Origin of the sequence: Cryptosporangium japonicum (assembly GCF_039524755.1) — a bacterium.
GTDB lineage: Bacteria > Actinomycetota > Actinomycetes > Mycobacteriales > Cryptosporangiaceae > Cryptosporangium > Cryptosporangium japonicum.
The window spans coordinates 63,368-82,267 of sequence record NZ_BAAAGX010000016.1; the positions used below are offsets into that span (position 1 = coordinate 63,368).

Below are 18,900 nucleotides of genomic sequence, written 5' to 3' on the forward strand. Positions count from 1 at the left end.
GTCAGCCCCCGGGGACGATCAGGCCGGTCTCGTAGGCCGCGATCACGGCCTGGATGCGGTCGCGGAGGCCCAGTTTCGCGAGCACGTTGCTCACGTGGGTCTTGACCGTGTGTTCGCTGACCACCAGCTCGGCCGCGATCTCGGCGTTGGACAGGCCGCGGCCGAGCAGCACGAGCGTCTCCTGTTCGCGCGGGGTGAGCACGCGCAGCCGGGAGGGTGCGATCGTGCCGCGGTCGCGCCCCCGGGTGAACTCCGCGATCAGCCGCCGGGTGACGGTCGGCGCCAGCAGGGCCTCGCCGCCGGCCACGACACGCACCGCGTGCACGAGGTCGTCGCGGCGCAGATCCTTGAGCAGGAAGCCGCTGGCGCCCGCGGCGAGCGCGTCGTAGACGTAGTCGTCCTGGTCGAACGTGGTGAGCATGACGACCCTGGCCGCGGTCTCGGCGCAGATCCGGCGGGCGGCGCCGAGCCCGTCCAGGACCGGCATCCGCACGTCGAGCAGCACGACGTCGGGCGCGTGGGCGTGCGCGGCGACGACGGCGTCGGCCCCGTTCCCGGCCTCGGCGACGACCGTAAAGTCGGGCTGCGCGTCGAGGATCATCGTGAACCCGCTGCGGACGAGTTCCTGGTCGTCGGCCACGACGACGCGAATCATCCCGGCAGCCACGCGGTCACCAGGAAGCCGTCGTCCACCGGGCCGGCCGACGCGGTGCCGCCGCCCGCGGCCGCCCGCTCGGCGATCCCGATCAGGCCGTGTCCCCCGGACGGAACGGCGCCGGACCCGCCCGACCCGTCGTCGCGGACCTCCACGGCCAGCCCGTCGGGCCACCAGGTGAGGGTCACCGTGGCCACTGTCGCGCCGGCGTGTTTCACGGTGTTCGTCAGCGCCTCCTGGGTGATGCGGTAGGCGGCGAGCTCGGCGTCGGGCGCCAGCCGGATCCGTTCGCCGACCTCGGTCAGCACGACCGGCAACCCGGTGCCGCGCACCCGCTCGACCAGCGCCGGGAGGTCGGCGACGGTCGGCTGCGGTGCGAGCGCGCGGGCGTTCCCGGCGGTCTTGAGCACGCCGAGCGACCGGCGGAGCTGCGCCATCGCGTCGCGGCCGGACTCGGCGATCGCGTCGAAGGCCCGTTCGGCGCGGGCCGGGTCGGAGCGCACCACCAGCGGGCCGGCCTCGGCCTGCACGACGATGACGCTGACCGCGTGCGCGAGGACGTCGTGCAGGTCGCGGGCGATGCGGGCGCGTTCCTCGGCGACCGCGCGGGCGGCGTCGGCGGTGCGTTGGTGTTCGAGCTCCTCGGCGCGGGCGGCGAGCGCGTCACCGCGTTCGCGGTGGAGGCGGGCGACCGTGCCGAGCATCCAGGCCGCGATCGGCAGCAGCAGCGTGAACAGCAGCTGCGGGAGCGTGTTGTGCTTGACCAGGATCGCGCCCGGCGGGATCGTCACGACCTGTCCGATCAGGACCGACCAGCGGTGCCAGGGCACGACGCCGAGGTCGGCGATCGTGTACGTGGCCACCAGCGCCCCGTACTGCAGTTGCTGGCCGGGGCGGGCGTACACCGAGGTGAGCAACCCGAACGCGAGCACGACCAGCGCGACCGTGAACGGGGCGCGGCGCCGCCAGACCAGCGGGATCACCGTACCGGCGCTGAACGCGACGCCGAGCGCGTCGGCCTCACCGGGGTCGGCCGCCCCGACCTGCCCCGCCACCGGTACCGCGACCACGGCCGCGATCAGCAGGTCGACGCGATAGCGCGGGAACCAGGCACTCACCGCCCCAGTCTGCCGCCCGGCCGCCGGCGGTGCCTCGCCGACGCGGGCGAAACCCGCGCTCCCCCGCGCGGGTGAGCCGGGGCGGGGTGCACCCGCCCCGGCCGGCACCTACAGCAGCGCCCAGACGATCAGCGTCATGACGAAGCCGACGACCGAGAGGATCGTCTCGAGCACGGTCCAGGTGGCCAGCGTCTGCTTCACCGACATGTTGAAGTACCGCGAGATGATCCAGAACCCGCCGTCGTTCACGTGGCTGGCGATGATCGACCCGGCGCTGATCGCGATCACCAGCGTGGCCAGCTGCGCGGGCGAGTACCCCTCGTTCTCCACCAGCGGCGCGACGATGCCACCGGTGGTGACCAGCGCGACGGTCGCCGAGCCCTGGGCCAGCCGCAGCGCGCACGAGATCAGGTACGCGAGCACGATGATCGGCAGACCGGCGTCGGAGAGCGTGCCGGCGAGCGCGTCGCCGACGCCGGTCGACGAGATGACCTTGCCGAAGAACGCGCCCGCGCCGACGACGAGCAGGATCATGCCGACCGGCCGCAGCGACGCGGCGGTGACCTCGGACAGCTCCGCCACCGTGCTTCCCCGGCGCACGCCGAGCAGCCAGAACGCGAGCAGCACCGCGATGGTCAGCGCGACCGCCGGGTTGCCGAGGAACGTGAGCACCGCGAGCAGGGTGCTCTTCTCCAGCCAGACCGTGCCGAAGGTCGCGCCGAGGATCAGCACCAGCGGCACCAGGATGATCGCGAGCACGGTGCCCAGCGCCACCGGCCGCGGCACCGCCGCTCCGGCCGCGGGCGCCGGGCCGGCCGGCGCGTCGCCGGGGCCGTCGGCGTCGTCGTCCACCGGGTCCCCGGCACCACCGGTCGGCCGCTCCGCGGTGGCGACGCCGCCGCCGACCGTCACCGGCTGGGCTTCGGCCTCCGCCACCTCGGCGGGGACCTCCACCCGGACGCGCGGGCCGATCCAGTACGGCCAGGCGATACCGGCGGCCGCGAACGCCGGGAGGCCGCAGATCACGCCGATCAGGATCACCCAGCCGAGGCTGACGCCGAGCAGGCCGGCCGCGGCCGTGGGGCCGGGGTGCGGGGGCAGGAACGCGTGCGTCATCGACAGGCCGGCGAGCATCGGCAGCGCGTACAGCGCCAGCGAGCGTCCGCCGCGCAGCGCGGCCACGTAGACCAGCGGCGCGAGCACGAAGATGCCGATGTCGAAGAACACCGGGATGCCGAAGATCAGCCCGGCCAGCCCCATCGCGACCGGCGCGCCGCGCTCACCGAACCGCCCGGTGAGCTTCTCGACCAGCACGTCCGCGCCGCCGGAGCGTTCCAGGATGCCGCCGAGAACGGTGCCGAGCCCCACGATCACCGCGATGTGGCCGAGGATCCCGCCGAACCCGGTCTCCAGCACCGAATCGGACGCTTTCAACGCCGTGCCGACGATCTGCGACACCGGCAGCCCGGCCGCCAGCGCCAGCGAGAACCCGGCGATGAGCAGGGCGATGAACGGCTCGAGCTTGACCACGATGATCAACGCGAGCAGCACGGCTATCGCCGCCGCGCAGAGGAGGAGCAACCCTCCGGTCGAGTCCTGTAACCAACTCACGTCAATCCTCCGGTGAATTCGGTGGCGCGTCGGGTGATGCCGGCCCAGTCGCCGGCTTCCACAGCTGCGGGCGGGACCACACCGGTCCCGGCGGTGACGGCGGCGGCCCCGGCCGCCAGGAACTCGGACGCGTTGCCCGCGGTGACGCCCCCGGAGGGCACCAGCCGCAACGACGGATACGGTCCGTGCAGGTCACGCAGGTAGCGGGGCCCGAAGGCCGAGGCCGGGAAGATCTTCACCGCGGCCGCGCCGAGCGAGGCGGCGGCCAGCACCTCGGTGGGCGTGAGCGCGCCCAGCAGGAACGGCACCCCGGCGTCGCGGGCCACCGCGGCGACCTCGGGCAGCACCCCGGGTGTCACCAGGAACCGGGCGCCCGCGGCGATCGCGTCGGACGCGTCCGCGGCCGTCAGCACGGTGCCCACGCCGACGGTCACGCCCGGCACGCCGGCCGCGGCCCGGAGGTGCTCGAGCACGCCGGGCGTGGTGAACGTCAGCTCCACGGTGCGGATCCCCCCGGCGGCGAGCGCGTCGCACAGCGCCGGTGCGGACGGCAGCGCCGGCGCGCGCACCACGCACACCACCCGGTCGGCGAACATCGGCTCCAGCGCGCTCATCGCCGCACCGCCCGGCCCGGGGTGGCGTCGGTCCGCCGCCCGTCGTCGATCACCCGGACGCCGTCGACGAACACGTACGGAATGCCGACGGCGGGCCGGCGCGGATCGTCGAACGTGGACCCCGCGGCGACCGTGGCCGGGTCGAACAGGGTGAGGTCGGCGATCGCGCCGGGGCGCAGCACCCCGCGGTCGGCCAGGCCGAGGCGGGCGGCCGACCGGCCGGTCATCCGGGCGACGCACTCCTCCAGCCCGAGCACGCCCTCCTCGCGCACGTAGTGGCCGAGGTAGTGCGGGAACGTGCCCCACGCCCGCGGGTGCGGGCGCCCGCCGACCAGCAGGCCGTCGCTGCCGACCGTGTGCCGCGGGTGCCGCATGATCGCGCGGACGTTCGGCTCGTGCCCGACGTGCTGCAGGATCGTGGTGCCCAGCCGGTCGCGGCGCAGCACGTCGACGAAGACGTCGAACTCCTCGCGGGCCTCGGCCGCGGCGATCTGCGCGATCGTCGAGCCGACCAGGCCGCTCAGCTCCGCGGTGCGTACGCCCGAGATCTGCAGCGTGTCCCACTCGGCGACGACGCCGTGGCAGCCGTCGGAGCCGGTGACCTCGAGGTGCTCGCGGATCCGCGCCAGTGCCACCGGGTCGGCGAGCCGCTCCAGCGTCGCGGCCGGGCCGCCGGTGGCCGACCAGCTCGGTAACACCGCGGCGAGGGTCGTCGAACCCGGCAGGTAGGGATAGGTGTCGAGCGTGACGTCGAGGCCGTCGGCGACCGCGTCGTCGATCAGCGCCAGCAGCTCGCCGGCCCGGCCCCGGTTCACGCCGAAGTTCATCGTCGCGTGGGTGAGGTGCAGCGCGACCCCGCTGCGCCGCGCGACCTCGATCATCTCCGCGTACGCCGCGAGCGCGCCGCGGCCGTAGGAACGCTGGTGCGGCGCGTAGAACCCGCCGTGCTCGGCGACGACCCGGGCGAGCGCGACCAGCTCGTCGGTGTCGGCGAACATGCCGGGCACGTACGTGAGGCCGCTGGACATCCCGACCGCGCCCTGCTCGAGCCCGTCTCGGACGAGCCGCGCCATCGCGTCGAGCTCGGCCGGGGTGGCCGGCCGGTCCTCGGTGCCCACGACCATCATCCGGACGCTGCCCTGCGGCACGAGGTAGCAGACGTTGACCGCCGCACCGGCGTCCACCCGGTCGAGGTACTCGCCGACGGTCCGCCAGGGGATGTCCCCGGGGACGCCGTTCCAGCCGGCCAGCTGCTCACGCAGGATCGCCAGCGTCTCGTCGGTGGCCGGGGCGTAACTCAGCCCGTCCTGGCCGACGACCTCGGTGGTGACGCCCTGGGTGGTCTTGGCCAGGTGCTCGGGATCGGTCACGACGGCGAGGTCGGAGTGGGCGTGCAGATCGATGAAGCCGGGCGCGAGCACCAGCCCGTCGGCCTCCAGGACCGGCCCCTCCGACCCGACGTCGTCACCGAGCGCGGCGATCCGGCCGTCGACGATCAGCGCGTCGCCGCGGTAAGCCGGTGCACCGGTGCCATCGACGATCGAGGCCCCCCGGATTCGCAGCGTACTCATCCGAACACCGTCCGGACGACGTCGACCACCGCCGGTTGATCCGCCGACGCGTCGTCAACGACCGGCAGCAGCCCCCACTTGTCGAACGTGGTGCACGGGTGGGAGAGGCCGAGGCGCAGCACGTCGCCCACCCGCACGGTCTCGGCGTCGCCGGTGAGGCGCACGAACGTGTGCTGGTCGGCGAGCGCGGTGACCTCGGCGCCCTCCAACGGCCCGGCCGGGGCGGTGCCGCCGCGCCGGATCGCCTGCACCTCGGGCAGGCCCTCGTCGAACGGCAGGTCGCGCTTGCCGCCGTCGGCCAGCGCGAGGCCCGGCTCCGGGCGTGAGATGACCCGCACCCAGCCGTGCAGTGCGGCCCGGAACCGGGGCCCGGTGTCCCGGTTGGACGGGGTGATCCCGCGGTAGAACCCGTCGTCGTGGGCGAGGTAGGCCCCGGCGCGCACCACCACCCGGGTGCGTCCGGGCTCGTGCAGCGGCGCCAGGGCCGCGGCGACCTCGTCGAAGTAGGCGCTGCCCCCGGCGGTGAGGACGGCCTCGCCGTCGTACAGCTCGCCCAGCGCGGCGTGTACCTCACGCAGCGACGCCAGGTAGGTGCGGATCGTCGCCAGGCTCGCGCCGGACGCGTCGTGCGCCAGCGACCCCTCGTACCCGGCGACACCGGCCAGCCGCAGCCCGGGGGTGCCGGCGATCGCGCGTGCGGTGGCGAGCGCGGCGCCGGGCGTGCGTGCTCCGGTCCGCCCGCCGGGCGCGCCGACGTCGACCAGCACGTCGAGCGGCTGCGCCGAGCCGGCGACGTGCGGCGCCATCGCGTCGACGATGTCGGTGCCGTCGGCCCAGACCAGCACCCGCGCGCTGCGCGGCTGCCCGAGCCAGCGCAGCACACCCGGGTCGAGCACCGGGTACGCGGCCAGCACCCGGGGCACCCCCGCGGACAGCGCGAACGCCAGCTGCCAGGGCGTGGCCACGGTGACGGCCCAGGCCCCGGCGTCGAGCTGCGCGCGCCAGAGCGACGGCGCCATCGTCGTCTTGCCGTGGGGCGCGAGGTCCACTCCGGCGCTCGCCGCCCAGCCGGCCATCGCGGCCCGGTTGTGGTCGAGCGCGCCGGCGTCGAGCGTCACCAGCGGGGTCGGCAGCGTCGCCAGCGCCGGCCGGCCCGCGACCCAGTCGGCGGCCGTCACGCCCCACGCGGCGACCGGAACCGCCTTCTGCTCCGGCCCCAAGGGCCCGACGTTCTCCGCGTCGTATCCCACGCTGCCTCCTCCGGACTGCTGCGTTGCACAGGGCGCAATAGGCGTTGCACAATTGGTCCGCACTGTTCTAGCATCGCCGCATGCTGGGGGCAACGGGTTCAACGCGGCGAATCGTCTGCATCGGCGAGGCGATGGCCGTGCTCACCCCGGCGCGGGACGTGCCGCTGCGCGACGCGGACACGTTCGTGCGCACGGTCGGCGGCGCCGAGCTCAACGTGGCGCTGACCCTGGCCGGGCTCGGTGTGCCCACGGCCTGGCTCTCCCGCCTGGGCGACGACGGCTTCGGGGAGCACGTCCGCTCGGTCGCGTCCGGCGCGGGGGTCGACGTCAGCGCGGTCGAGCTCGATCCGGCCCGGCCGACCGGCGTCTACGTGAAGGCGCCCGGCACCGCGAGCGACGGTTCCCGCCGGTCGGCGATGCTCTACTACCGGGACGGCTCGGCCGCGTCCGCGCTCTCCCCCGCCTACCTGCACCGCGTCGGCCCTGTTCTGGGCACGGCCGCGACCGTGCACGTCAGCGGCATCACCCCGGGGCTCTCCGACGACGCGGCCGCGTTCTGCGACGCGTTACCGGCGCACTGCTCCCGGCTGACCGTCGACCTCAACTACCGCCCGGCGCTCTGGCGCGACCGCGACGACGGTGCGCTGCGCCGGTTGCTGGCCGCCGCCGACGAGGTGCTGCTCGGTGCGGACGAGGCGGTGCAGGTCTTCGGCAGCGCCGAGCCCGGCGTCCTGCGCGAGGCCCTGCCGCGCGCCCGGCGCATCCTGCTCAAACAGGAGGAGCACGGGGTGCTGGTGCTCGGCGCGGAGACGTTCCACGTGCCGGCGCTCGACGTCGACGTGGTGGAGCCGGTGGGGGCCGGTGACGCGTTCGCGGCCGGCTACCTCGCCGGGCGGTGGTTCGGCCTGGACGTCCGCTCGGCCGTGGTCCTCGGGCACCGCTGTGCCGCCGCCGCGCTGGTCGTCCGGGAGGATCGTCCGGTCACGCTGCCCGCCTGGAAGGATCTCGCCGGATGAGTCAGTCGGTGGCCCGCGCCCTGTCGCTGCTCGACCGGGTCGCCGGCGGCACCAGCACGCTGGGGGAGCTCGCCGCGGCCGAAGGTGTCCACAAGAGCACGGTGCTGCGGTTGCTGCGTGTCCTCGAGGACGAGGGCTTCGTCCACCACGACGGTGAGCACCGGTACCGGCTCGGCCCGCACCTGTTCCGGCTCGCGCACCAGGCGCTGGACTCGTTCGAGGTCCGGGTCGTCGCCGCGCCGCGGTTGAAGGCCCTGCGCGACGAGACCGGGCAGACCGTCCACCTCGCGGTGCTCGACGGCACCACCGCGATCTACGTCGACAAACTCGAGCCGCGCGAGATGCCGGTGCGGATGGCGTCGCGGATCGGCAAGACCGCCGCGCTGCACAGCACCGCGGTGGGCAAGGTGCTGCTCACCGGCCTCGACGCGGCCGAACGCGACGAGCTGATCGCCACCCTGCCCTACGTGAAGTACACCGAGAACACCCCGGCCGGCCCGGACGAGCTCCGCCGCGAGATCGCCCGCACGGCCGAGCGCGGGTGGTCGGAGGACCACGCCGAGAACGAGACGTTCATCAACTGCGTCGGCGCCCCGATCCGCGGTGCCGACGGGCGGATCCTCGCCGCGGTCTCGGTCTCGGTCCCCGACGTCCTGCTGCCCTACGAGGACGTTCTCGCCCTGGCCCCCGCCCTGATGAACGCCGTCGCCGACATCTCGCGCGACTGTGGATACCGATGAGGAGCACCCATGAGCACCCGTACCGCCATCGCCACCGACCGGGCACCCGCGCCCCTGCCGCTGTTCCCGCAGGGCCTCCGCCAGGGCCAGCTCCTGCAGGTCTCCGGGCAGATCGCGACCGACCCGGCCACCGGCGAACTGCACGGCCCCGGTGACGTCGCCGCGCAGACCGAGCAGACCCTGCGCAACATCGAGGCGATCCTCGCCGCCGGTGGAGCCTCGTTCGACGACGTCGTGATGCTGCGTGTCTACCTGGTCGACCGCACCCACTTCGGCACGATGAACGAGGCCTACGGGCAGTTCCTGGGCTCGCGGGTCACCTCCGGCGTGCTGCCCGGCCGCACGACCGTGATCGTCGGCCTGCCCCGCGAGGACCTGCTCGTCGAGATCGACGCGCTCGCCGTCATCGGATGAGCGGGAGCAGTTTGAAGTTCTCCCGTTCGACGGTCGCGCCGTCCTGGTTGTAACCGTCGTGGCAGACGAAGACACCGCGCGGGAAGCGAGGCCCCAGCGACCGGGCCGTGGCCTCGATCCCGACGGTGTCCTGGCAGCCGTCCACCCGGCGGCCGCTGCCGACCCGGAACCGGCCCGCGTACCGGTTGCTCACCCGGTCGTAGACGACGAAGTCCGTGCTGCCCTGTGAGGTCGCGTAGAGCCGGTCCCCGGCGATCGCGAGTCCTTCGAGGTCGGCGGTGACCTTCCCGTCCTTGCCGCCCCACCGGGTCTTCGCGCGGTCGATGACGACCCGGCGCAGCCCGGCGTCCGGGTCGGCCCGGTACCGCGAGATCCCGAACCGCCGTTCGCTGACGTAGAGCGCGCGCTCCCGGTCGTCGGCGACGCAGGTGTCGAGCCGGGTGCCGACCTTCCAGGTCCGCACGGCCTGCGCGGTGACCTTCGGGCCGCGCACGGTCAGGCGCCACTGCTCGACCCGCCCGCCCACCGAGGTGGCGAACGCGTACAGGTCCCCGGCGCGGTACAGGCACACGCCGTACGGGGTGACCCCGGTGGGGATCGCGGAGCGCAGGACGAGCCGCCGGGACGCCCGGTCGACGGTGAACACCTTCAGGCCGTGCCCGGAGGTGGCCACCACGACGTCCCCGCGCACGTCCACACCGGTCGGGTAGACCGCGTCGACGCGCTGCACCCGCCGGCCGGACAGGTCGTAGGTCTCCAGTGGACCTTTCTGGTCGGTGCCGATGACCAGCGACCGTCCGGGGCGGTCCGGATCACGCCACAGCGCGACGTCGATCGCGGCCGACGCCGAGTGCTCCACCGGCTGCGTCTCGACCGTGGCGTCCACGACGCGCTCCGGGGCGGCCGACGCCGCGCCGGGCGTCAGGAGCAGAAGAAGGAACGGGAGGAATGCGGCAAACAGACGCATCGCGCCACGGTAGCGTCACCCTCCGCCCGGGGCGGAGGGTGACTCGCCGTGCTTACTCCGAGTACTGGTCGAGCAGGACCCGGTCGGCCGGGCTCAGCCGGTCCTTCGCGGCCGCGTGCTGGTGCCAGTACGGGTAGAGCAGCGGCGGACGGCTGACCTTCTCCAGCTCGGCGATCTCGTCGGCGGTGAGCGTGAGCTCGGCGGCGGCGAGGTTGTCGGCGAGCTGCTCCTCGGTGCGCGCCCCGACGATCAGCGACGTCACCCCCGGACGCGTGAGCAGCCAGGCCAGCGACACCTGCGCCCCGGACACGCCCCGGCCGTCGGCGATCTTGCGGACGACGTCGATCGTGGCGAACAACCGGTCCGGGTAGTCGATCGGCGGCTCGCTCCAGTCACCGATGTGCCGCGAGCCCTTCGGGCCCTCGACCTGGCCGTCGGCGCCGCGGGTGTACTTGCCCGACAGCAGCCCACCGGCCAGCGGGCTCCAGACCAGCACGCCGAGGCCCTGGTCGACGGCGGCCGGCAGCAGCTCGTTCTCGGCCTCCCGGCCGTGCAGCGAGTAGTAGATCTGCTCGCTGGCGAAGCGGGGCAGCCGGTCGCGCTCGGCGATGCCCAGCGCCTTGAGCAGCTGCCAACCGGTGTAGTTGCTGACCCCGACGTAGCGCACCTTGCCCTGCTGGACGAGCGTCTCGAGCGCGCCGAGCGTCTCCTCCAGGCGGGTCTGGCCGTCCCACTCGTGCAGCTGGTAGAGGTCGATGTGGTCGGTCTGCAGGCGGCGGAGGCTGGCCTCGGCCTGGTTGAGGATGTGGTGCCTGCTCAGCCCGGCGTCGTTCGGGCCGTCACCCATCGGGAACCGGACCTTGGTGGCCAGCAGCCAGTCGTCGCGCTGCCCCTTGACCGCCTCGCCGACGATCTCCTCGGACACGCCGACCGAGTACATGTTCGCGGTGTCGATGAGGTTGACGCCGTGCTCGCGGCACAGATCGAACTGCCGCGTGGCGGCCTCGACGTCCGTCGTGCCGATCCGGGAGAAGCCGCCGGAACCGCCGAACGTCATCGTGCCCATGGTGAGCGTCGAGACCCGCAGGCCGGAGTTACCTAGTTGGCGATATTCCATGCCCTAACTGTGCCCACCGGCGCCGGAACTATGAATGCTTGCGAGTCCCCAGAACTTGCGCGAGAGTTCCGGGGTGACCGCCGATCCCCTCTCCGACGCGCTCGAACTCGTCCGCGCCCGCTGCGTGATCACCGGCGGTTTCACCGCGTCCGGGGACTGGTCGGTGCGGTTCCGGCCCACCGCGACGCTCAAACTCAAGGGCCTGGTGCGTGGCGGCTGCTGGCTGGTCACCGACTCCCGGGCGCCCCGGCGCCTCACCCAGGGCGACGTCGCGGTGTTCAACCGCGTCGAGTCGTTCGTGCTGTGCAGCGACCCGGCGATCCCGCCGGTCGAAGAGCCCGACGCCCACCTGGGGTCACTGGCCGATCCCGGGTCCACGGTCGTCATCGGGGGGCACATCGACCTCGACCGCAGCGGCGACGAGCTGCTGCTCGCGGTGTTACCGCAGCTCACCGTGCTGACCGAGGCCGACCAGGTGCTGCGCCTGCTCGAACAGCTGCTCGAGGAGCGCTCGGCCGGCCGGCTCGGGGCCGGGTTCGCCTCCGACCAGTACGCGCAACTGCTGCTCGTGGCCGTGCTGCGCGCGGTGCTGTCGCGGGGCGCGGCCGACCGGCCGGGGTGGCTCACCCTGCTCGCCGACCCCGAGCTGCGCCCGGCGCTGACGCTCATGCACGCCGAACCGGCCCGGTCCTGGAGCCTGGACGAGCTGGCCCGGGCGTCGGCGATGTCCCGCACGCGGTTCGCGACCCGCTTCCGGGCCGCCTCCGGACAGCCACCGGTCGCGTACCTCACGCGCTGGCGCATCCGGCTGGCCGAACGCGCGCTGCGCGAGACCGACACGACGGTCGCGGCGCTCGCGTCCGAGCTCGGGTACGCCTCGGAGAGCTCGTTCAGCCACGCGTTCGCCCGCACCGTCGGCGTCTCCCCCGGCCGCTACCGGCGCAGCCCCGCCTCGTAACGTTCCCAGCCGCCGGCCCGGGTGGCCTTGCGCCGGTACATCGCCTGGTCACCGGCCCGGATCAGCTCCCGGACGCCCGCCGTAGCGCCCGGCTCGGCGACCGCGACGCCGACGCTCACCCCGACCGCGACCGTGCGCCCCTCCACGTCGATCGGCTCCCGGATCGCCGCGACGACCCGGTCCGCGGTCGTCGCCACGAGCTCCGGGTCGTCGACGCCCGAGAGCAGGATCGCGAACTCGTCGCCGCCGAGCCGGGCCACCGTGTCGGTCCCGCGCACGCAGCCCCGCAGCCGGGCGGCGATGGCGCGCAGCAGCTCGTCGCCGGCCGGGTGTCCGTGGACGTCGTTGACCTGCTTGAACCCGTCGAGGTCGAGGAGCAGCAGGGCCACCTGCCCGGCGCTGCGGCGCTCCCCCAGCGCCTGCTCGAGCCGCGACTCCAGCAACGCGCGGTTCGCGAGCGTGGTCAGCGGGTCGTGGTAGGCGCGGAAGGTCAGCTCGGCGTGGAGGTCGACCCGGCGCAGCGCCTCGGCGACACGCGCGCCCCAGGCGACGAGGCTGCTCGTGGCGTCGGCCGGAGGGTGCGGCTCGCCGGAGACGCCGAACGCGCCGAGGTGCCGTCCGGCCGCGGTGATCGGGACGAGGAGCAGACCACCGGGCGCCGGGGGCAGGCCGACGGCGTCCCGGAGCCGGGCGTGGTCGGCGGCGTCGAGGTGGTCGACGAGCGGCCCGGTGAGGCGGACGAGCAGGTCGGGCGGGATCCCCTCGGCCGGCGGGCCGCTTCCGGGCGGAGCCTTCCCCTCGGCCGGCGGGCCGCTACCGGGCGGAGCCTTCCCCTCGGCCGGTCGGCCGCCCCAGGGCGGGGTCAGGAGGAGCACCCGGTCCGGGGCCGGGGCGCCGGTGAGTTCGGCGGCGGTGGCCACCGCGACGTCGTACACCGCCGGCCGGTCGGCCGCCACGGACAGGCGCTCCGCCCCGGCGAGCTGGGTCCGCTCCCGGGCGATCAGGCGACCGTTCCGCTCGCCGATCCCGCGCAGGAACCGGACCATCGGCGGAACCAGCAGACCGAACGACACCACGGCGACGAACTCGCCCGGCGTGATCGGACGCGGCCCGACCACCCGCACCAGCGGAACCAGCTGCACGAGCACCAGACGGCACCAGAACTGCCGTCTCGTGCCGTAGTAGCTACGGAACAGCAACGCCCCGAAGTACCCGGCGTTCTCCGCGGGCGACTCCACGACCAGACCCGGCGCCGCGAGCACCACCCACTCCAGCGGCTCGACCCGGCCCGGGAACCGGTCCCGGCTCCAGCCGACCAGCCAGTGGACCGTCAGCCCGGCCAGACCGACCGCGACGCCGACGCGCACGCCCCGCGATCCGTACGGAGCGCCCACCGTCGCCACGACGCCGACCGCGACGCTGAACACCGCGTAGAACAGGAAGATCGTCTTCAGCCGGGAGAGGACGCTCCCCTCGATCCGTGCCGCCACCGCCGGGTCCCCCTGTCGTTCCCCGGAACATCGGCGTCTCCGGGGCCCGGCTGAGCCAATCGCGCCGGGCGCCGTTCCCGGCGCGCTCACGCCGCCGCGGAGGACCGGAGCGCCGGTTCGGCCGTTTCCCCACCCGGTGGCCAGGGCCGTCGACACGAAGTTCGCGGCGAGCACCGGCCCTCCCGCCCGGTAGCCGGCGACGTCGATGCCGGGCATCAGCGGGGGCGCTCGTGGGCCAGCTCGAGTCGGATCCGCCGCAGGTAGGCCATCGGGGGCGTGCCGACCTGGCGCGCGAACGCCAGTTGCCGCGTGCGCTCGCTGACGCCGACCCCACCGCCTCCGGGATCTTCACGACGAGCAGCTCGAGGTCGGCGCTCCACCCCGCCCAGCGGCGCGGAGACGATCCGGGTGGGCGCGCCGTAGCCGAACGTGAGGAGCTCCCCGATCGAGCGCCTCCCCGGACATCCGTCCGCTCAGCGGACCTCCGTTCTGACACGGGATGCGGTCAACGGACAGAGCGATGCGGGGACTGGATCGCGGCTCCGTCCGGGCGCGCTTGACTGCGCCTGTTGGACGCCGCGGACACCTGGCGCGGCGCGGTCGCGGCCGGTACGGACCCGCTGGCCCGGCTGGTGGACGTCGTCGAGGTCCCGGGCCGGGACGAGTGGGCCGCGGTGCGGGGCGTCGAGCCCGACGGCGCGCTCCTGGTCCGCCCCGGCACCGTGGTGGCCTGGCGGTCCGCCACCCGGCCCGCCGACACCGCCGACGCGCTGGACCGGGCGTTCGCCGCGGTGCGCGCACCCGTCACGTCGTGAGGACGATGCGGCCCTCGGCTCCACCGGCGGCCTGGCGCTGCCACGCGTCGGTCACGTCGTCGAGCGGCACGGCCCGGTGCGCGACGGTCAGCGTCCCGGCCCCGACGGCGTCGGCCACCACCCGGACGGCCCGCGCCCGCTCGTCCGGCGTCAGCGCGTTGTTGGTGTAGCCGACGATCCGCAGCTGCCTGCTGCGGATCGTCGCCGAGTCGAACGGCGCGGTCTCCCCCGCCGAGCTGCCCAGGTTCACCAGCCGCCCGCCGGCCCGGAGCACCCGCAGCGCCGCGGCGGCCGGGACGCCGAACAACCCGTCCAGCACCAGGTCGGCGCCGCCGGGGCAGGCGTCGGCGAAGGCCAGGGCCAGCTCGTCGACGCCGGCCGCGCCGAGCGCCACGACCTCGTCCGCGCCGGCCGCGCGGGCACGCCGCCGCGCGGCCTCGGAGCGGGCCCCGGCGACGACCCACTCCGCGCCGGCCGCCCGCGCGAACTGGATCGCGGCCTGGCCCACCACGCCCCCGCCGCCGAGCACGACGACCCGCTCACCGGCGACCAGCTCACCCGACCAGGTCAGGGCCGCGTAGGCCGCGACCGCGGAGAGGCCGGCCGCCGCGACCGCGACCGGGTCCGCCCCGGCCGGCAACTCCACCACATCGGACGCCGGGACCGTCACGACCGTGGCCATGCTGCCGTTCCCGGGCGCCATCCCGGCCGTGGTCGGGAACCACACCGTGCGCCCGGCCTGCCGGCCCACCCCCTGCACGCCGGGCACGTACGGCGTGGCCGGTGCGCCGAAGTACGACGTGCCGGACGCGCACAGCAGGTCCAGCGGCGTGATCGGCGCGGCGACGACGTCGACGAGCACCTCGCCCGGGGCCGGTTCGGGCGCCGGCACCTCGGTGACCGCGGGCGGCTGCCCGCACGTGGTGATCTGGGCGGCTCGAAACAGCATCCGGGGCTCCGCTTCACTCGTCCGCAGCACGGACGCCCGTCCGCGCACCGATGCTAGCGTCCGCCCCGCTCGGCACCGGGCTCGGCGATGCGACGAAATCGTTCGGTCGATCCCCGCCCAGGTGTGAGGATCCGGCTATGCCGATCGACTCGCACCTGCTGACGTTGTTCGTCGTGACGACGCTCGTCGCCATGATCACCCCGGGGCCGGACATGTTGTTCGTGCTCGGCTGCGGAATCAAGGGCGGTCCGCGGGCCGGGTTGCTGGCCACCGCGGGGGTGGCCAGCAGCGAGGCGATCCACGTCGCGCTGGCCGCGGTCGGGCTCGCGGCCCTGTTCGCGGCGGTGCCGACGGCGTTCGTGGTGGTCCGCGTCGTCGGCGGGCTCTACCTGGTCTACCTGGGCGTGCAGATGATCCGGCGGCGCAAGGGCGGCGTGGCCGACGTCCCGGCCGCCGGCGGGGGGATGTCCGGGCGCCGCGCCTACGTCAACGGGCTGGTGACGAACCTGCTCAACCCGAAGATGGTGACGTTCACGCTGGCGTTCCTGCCGCAGTTCATCGATCCGGCGCTGGGCCGGGTGTGGCTCCAGTTCGTCGTGCTCGGGGTGCTGCTGATCGTGATCGAGTTCCTGATCGACGGGTCGGTCGGGGTGCTGGCCGGCCGGATCGGTGGGTGGCTGCGCCAGCGGCACGCGGCCCGGCGTCGCATCGACGTGGCCACCGGCGGCCTCTTCATCGGCCTGGGTTTCCGCCTGGCCGCCGACCGCTGACCTCGAGTTCCCGCGGAAAGGGCTCAGGTCGCCGCGCCGGGGCCCGATGGAACTGCTATGCCCTTCGCCATCCGGAACGTCGGCCTGTCGTGGCTGTCACTGGCGCTGGTCGGGACGGTGCTGGTCACCGCGGGATGCTCGGACTCCGCGGCCGACACGATCGCGGCTCCCGATCGGGGGGTGGTCGGCCTGGCCATGCCGACGAAGGGGTCGGCCCGCTGGATCGGCGACGGCGAGAACATGGTGCGGCAGTTCACGCTCCTCGGCTACCGCACGGATCTGCAGTACGCCGACGACGACGTGCAGACGCAGATCGACCAGATCGACGCGATGGTGGAGCGCGGTGACAAGGCGCTCGTCGTCGGGGCGATCAACGGCAGCGCGCTCAAGGACGTGCTCGCGAAGGCCGCCGCCGCCGACATCCCGGTGATCTCCTACGACCGGCTGATCCGCGACTCCGCGAACGTCGACTACTACGCCACCTTCGACAACTACCGGGTCGGCGTCCTGCAGGGTGCCTACATCGTGGACACGCTCGGGTTGAAGCGCGGCCGTGGTCCGTTCAACCTCGAACTGTTCGCCGGCTCCGCTGACGACAACAACGCGACGTTCTTCTTCAACGGGGCGATGAGCGTGCTCCGCCCGTACCTCGGCCGCGGCCGTCTCGTCGTCCGCAGCGGGCAGACGTCGTTCGCGGCGGTCGCCACCCCGCGCTGGGACGGGGCGGTGGCGCGGCAGCGGATGGCCCGCATCCTCGCCTCCTCGTACGGATCCGCCCGCCTGGACGCGGTGCTCTCGCCGTACGACGGCATCAGCCGGGGCATCCTGGAGGCGGTCAAGGCCGCCGGCTACCGGGGTTCGCGGCTGCCGGTGCTCACCGGTCAGGACGCCGAACTGGACTCGGTGAAGCTCATCGCCGACGGTCAGCAGGGGCAGACCGTCTACAAGGACACCCGGGAGCTGGCGAAGGTCGCCGTGCAGATGACGAACTCGCTGCTGACCGGCGGTACGCCCGAGGTCAACGACACCGAGCAGTACGACAACGGCGTCAAGACCGTGCCGACGTTCCTTCTCCAGCCCGTGAACGTCGACAGATCGAACTACCAGCGGGTCCTCGTCGAGGGCGGCTACTACACCGCCGACCAGCTCGCGGCCTGACCGCGAAACCCAGGAGCACGCCATGAACGGATCCGCTCCGCAGGGCGGGCCGCAGCGTCGGTCACTGTCCGGCCGGTTCGTCGACCTCCCGGTCCGCACCAAGCTGGGCGCGCTGGTCGGCGCGAGCCTGGTCGCACTCGCCACCTGCCTGGTGGTGACCGCGGTGAGCCACCGGATCGCCGAGACCACCGCGACGCGGCTGGAGAACGTCAACGAGGCCAGCGCGCTGGTGCTCCAGCTCGACCGCCAGGCCACCGAGCTGAAGAGCAGCGCTCTGCAGGCGCTGGTCCGCGGCGACCCCGCCACCCAGCAGGCGCTCCTCGCCGATCAGGTCGGCGCGGCCGATCAGCTGCTCGGCCGGCTGGAGACCGTCGACCTGCCGAAGTCGTTGTCGAGCGCGGTGGGGCGGATCAAGACCGCGTACGGCGACTACACGACGGTGGTCACCCGCTTCGTCAAGGGCGCCGCGGTCGACCCGGCCGGGGCCAGGAGCGCCTGGGGTCAGATCGGCATCGACAACTACCTGACCAGCACCGTCCTGCAGAACGAGCGGACGCTCTTCGCCCGGGTGATCACCGCCGAGGAGGACGCGTCGGCCGCGAGCCGCCAGAACGCGCAGTACGTCCTGTGGGCCACCGCGGCGGCGACCGCGCTGCTGCTCTGCCTGCTGGCCCGGTTCGTGGTGCTCTCGATCACCAGGCCACTGCAGCGGGTGCGGCTGGCGCTGGCGGCGATGGCCGGCGGTGACCTCACGGTCCGCGCGGAGATCACCTCCCGGGACGAGGTGGGCCAGATGGCGTCCGCGTTGGACGAGGCCCAGTCCGGCGTCCGCAGCATCATCGCGTCCGTCTCCGACTCGGCGTTCCAGGTCGCCGCGGCCGCCGAGCAGATGTCGTCGACGTCCAGCCGGATCGAAGCGTCGGCCCAGGACGCGTCCGGCCAGGCCCAGGGCGCGGCGGAGGCCGCCGCGCAGGTGTCCGACAACGTGCAGACCGTGGCGCGGGGCACCGAGGAGATGGGGCTCTCGATCCGCGAGATCGCCCACAACGCGACCGAGGCGGCGCGGGTGGCGAGCCAGGCCGTCGACGTGGCCCGGACGACGACGGAACAGATCGGGAAGCTCGGCCAGTCCTCCACCGAGATCGCCACCGTGGTGAAGGTGATCACGAGCATCGCCGAGCAGACCAACCTGCTCGCGCTCAACGCCACGATCGAGGCGGCGCGCGCGGGCGAGGCCGGCAAGGGCTTCGCCGTGGTCGCCAGCGAGGTCAAGGATCTGGCCCAGGAGACCGCGCGGGCCACCGAGGACATCGCGCAGCGGGTGGACGCGATCCAGTCGGACACCGAGGCGGCCATCGCGGCGATCGGTCAGATCAGCGAGGTCGTGATGCAGATCAACGACTTCCAGTCGACGATCGCCGGCGCGGTGGAGGAGCAGACCGCGACCACGAGCGAGATGAACCGCAGCGTGTCCGCGGCCGCGGAGGGGGCGGGCGGGATCGCGACGAACATCGCGGGGTTGGCGACCGCCACCCAGATCACCACCGAGGGCATCACCCAGTCCCAGACCGCGGTGGCCGACCTGACCAGGATGGCCCAGCAGCTCCAGGCGTTGACCACGCACTTCCGGAGCTGATCGCGCCCGTTCCTTGACGTGGGCGGGACACCGCACTTTTCCGACGACGGT

18 protein-coding genes are annotated in these 18,900 nt (G+C 73.9%); 8 read left to right on the plus strand and 10 right to left on the minus strand.

All coding sequences use genetic code 11. The features are described from left to right. Position 1: 1 nt before the first annotated feature. From ABD437_RS19830 to ABD437_RS19855, 6 genes are all read right to left on the minus strand, one after another. Positions 2–655 carry a response regulator gene (locus tag ABD437_RS19830; protein ID WP_344650362.1) on the minus strand — a complete coding sequence of 218 codons (654 nt, stop codon included), beginning with the start codon at positions 653–655 and terminating at the stop codon, positions 2–4. After that, complete coding sequence (locus tag ABD437_RS19835; protein ID WP_344650363.1) at positions 652–1,773, minus strand: sensor histidine kinase; 1,122 nt, start codon at positions 1,771–1,773, stop codon at positions 652–654. Before ABD437_RS19835 ends, ABD437_RS19830 begins: the two co-directional genes overlap by 4 nt. A 108-nt stretch (positions 1,774–1,881) precedes the next feature. After that, on the minus strand, positions 1,882–3,384 hold the full coding sequence (locus ABD437_RS19840) for a GntP family permease (protein ID WP_344650364.1): 1,503 nt from the start codon (positions 3,382–3,384) through the stop codon (positions 1,882–1,884). Next, positions 3,381–3,998 carry a bifunctional 4-hydroxy-2-oxoglutarate aldolase/2-dehydro-3-deoxy-phosphogluconate aldolase gene (locus tag ABD437_RS19845; RefSeq protein ID WP_344650365.1) on the minus strand — a complete coding sequence of 206 codons (618 nt, stop codon included), beginning with the start codon at positions 3,996–3,998 and terminating at the stop codon, positions 3,381–3,383. The genes ABD437_RS19840 and ABD437_RS19845 overlap by 4 nt, the downstream gene beginning before the upstream one ends. Then, entirely contained in the window at positions 3,995–5,569 is a 1,575-nt protein-coding gene (locus tag ABD437_RS19850) for an N-acyl-D-amino-acid deacylase family protein (protein WP_344650366.1), read from the minus strand. The genes ABD437_RS19845 and ABD437_RS19850 overlap by 4 nt, the downstream gene beginning before the upstream one ends. Next, the gene (locus tag ABD437_RS19855) at positions 5,566–6,819 is read right to left on the minus strand and encodes a type III PLP-dependent enzyme domain-containing protein (RefSeq protein WP_344650367.1); all 1,254 of its coding nucleotides are present in this window, start codon (positions 6,817–6,819) and stop codon (positions 5,566–5,568) included. Before ABD437_RS19855 ends, ABD437_RS19850 begins: the two co-directional genes overlap by 4 nt. 80 nt (positions 6,820–6,899) lie before the next feature. On the opposite strand from ABD437_RS19855, the gene ABD437_RS19860 reads away from it, so the two are divergent. Genes ABD437_RS19860 through ABD437_RS19870 form a run of 3 tightly spaced genes read left to right on the plus strand, consistent with a single transcriptional unit; the run spans position 6,900 to position 8,989 of the window. After that, a complete protein-coding gene (locus ABD437_RS19860) occupies positions 6,900–7,835 on the plus strand; it encodes a sugar kinase (protein ID WP_344650368.1) in 936 nt (311 codons plus the stop codon). Further along, the gene (locus ABD437_RS19865; protein ID WP_344650369.1) at positions 7,832–8,575 is read left to right on the plus strand and encodes an IclR family transcriptional regulator; all 744 of its coding nucleotides are present in this window, start codon (positions 7,832–7,834) and stop codon (positions 8,573–8,575) included. The genes ABD437_RS19860 and ABD437_RS19865 overlap by 4 nt, the downstream gene beginning before the upstream one ends. 9 nt (positions 8,576–8,584) lie before the next feature. Continuing rightward, positions 8,585–8,989 (plus strand): RidA family protein, encoded by a 405-nt coding sequence (locus ABD437_RS19870; RefSeq protein ID WP_344650370.1) that lies wholly within the window; start codon positions 8,585–8,587, stop codon positions 8,987–8,989. Here the strand turns inward: ABD437_RS19870 and ABD437_RS19875 are convergent. Together ABD437_RS19875 and ABD437_RS19880 are read right to left on the minus strand one after the other, a co-directional pair. Further along, positions 8,979–9,956, minus strand: a complete 978-nt coding sequence (locus ABD437_RS19875) for a phytase (RefSeq protein ID WP_344650371.1) — start codon at positions 9,954–9,956, stop codon at positions 8,979–8,981. The two genes, ABD437_RS19870 and ABD437_RS19875, sit on opposite strands and share 11 nt — an antisense overlap. 52 nt (positions 9,957–10,008) lie before the next feature. Next, entirely contained in the window at positions 10,009–11,073 is a 1,065-nt protein-coding gene (locus ABD437_RS19880) for an aldo/keto reductase (protein WP_344650372.1), read from the minus strand. A 73-nt stretch (positions 11,074–11,146) separates the two neighbouring features. On the opposite strand from ABD437_RS19880, the gene ABD437_RS19885 reads away from it, so the two are divergent. Then, positions 11,147–12,031 (plus strand): AraC family transcriptional regulator, encoded by an 885-nt coding sequence (locus ABD437_RS19885; RefSeq protein WP_344650373.1) that lies wholly within the window; start codon positions 11,147–11,149, stop codon positions 12,029–12,031. Here ABD437_RS19885 and ABD437_RS19890 read toward each other — a convergent pair. After that, positions 12,007–13,521, minus strand: a complete 1,515-nt coding sequence (locus ABD437_RS19890; RefSeq protein WP_344650374.1) for a diguanylate cyclase domain-containing protein — start codon at positions 13,519–13,521, stop codon at positions 12,007–12,009. The two genes, ABD437_RS19885 and ABD437_RS19890, sit on opposite strands and share 25 nt — an antisense overlap. 569 nt (positions 13,522–14,090) lie before the next feature. On the opposite strand from ABD437_RS19890, the gene ABD437_RS19895 reads away from it, so the two are divergent. Further along, positions 14,091–14,336: an aromatic-ring hydroxylase C-terminal domain-containing protein gene (locus ABD437_RS19895; protein ID WP_344650375.1), complete on the plus strand. Its 246-nt coding sequence runs from the start codon at positions 14,091–14,093 to the stop codon at positions 14,334–14,336. On the opposite strand, the gene ABD437_RS19900 is transcribed toward ABD437_RS19895, so the two are convergent. Further along, positions 14,326–15,285 (minus strand): zinc-binding dehydrogenase, encoded by a 960-nt coding sequence (locus ABD437_RS19900; protein WP_344650376.1) that lies wholly within the window; start codon positions 15,283–15,285, stop codon positions 14,326–14,328. The genes ABD437_RS19895 and ABD437_RS19900 overlap by 11 nt on opposite strands. 137 nt (positions 15,286–15,422) lie before the next feature. Here ABD437_RS19900 and ABD437_RS19905 point away from each other — a divergent pair, with 137 nt between their 5' ends. The 3 genes from ABD437_RS19905 to ABD437_RS19915 all read left to right on the plus strand — a co-directional run bounded on the left by ABD437_RS19905 (position 15,423) and on the right by ABD437_RS19915 (position 18,849). Then, on the plus strand, positions 15,423–16,055 hold the full coding sequence (locus ABD437_RS19905) for a LysE family translocator (RefSeq protein ID WP_344650377.1): 633 nt from the start codon (positions 15,423–15,425) through the stop codon (positions 16,053–16,055). Positions 16,056–16,160: 105 nt separating this feature from the next. After that, positions 16,161–17,213: a multiple monosaccharide ABC transporter substrate-binding protein gene (chvE, locus tag ABD437_RS19910; protein ID WP_425558196.1), complete on the plus strand. Its 1,053-nt coding sequence runs from the start codon at positions 16,161–16,163 to the stop codon at positions 17,211–17,213. Positions 17,214–17,235: 22 nt separating this feature from the next. After that, the gene (locus tag ABD437_RS19915) at positions 17,236–18,849 is read left to right on the plus strand and encodes a methyl-accepting chemotaxis protein (RefSeq protein ID WP_344650379.1); all 1,614 of its coding nucleotides are present in this window, start codon (positions 17,236–17,238) and stop codon (positions 18,847–18,849) included. The last annotated feature ends 51 nt before the right edge of the window (positions 18,850–18,900 follow it).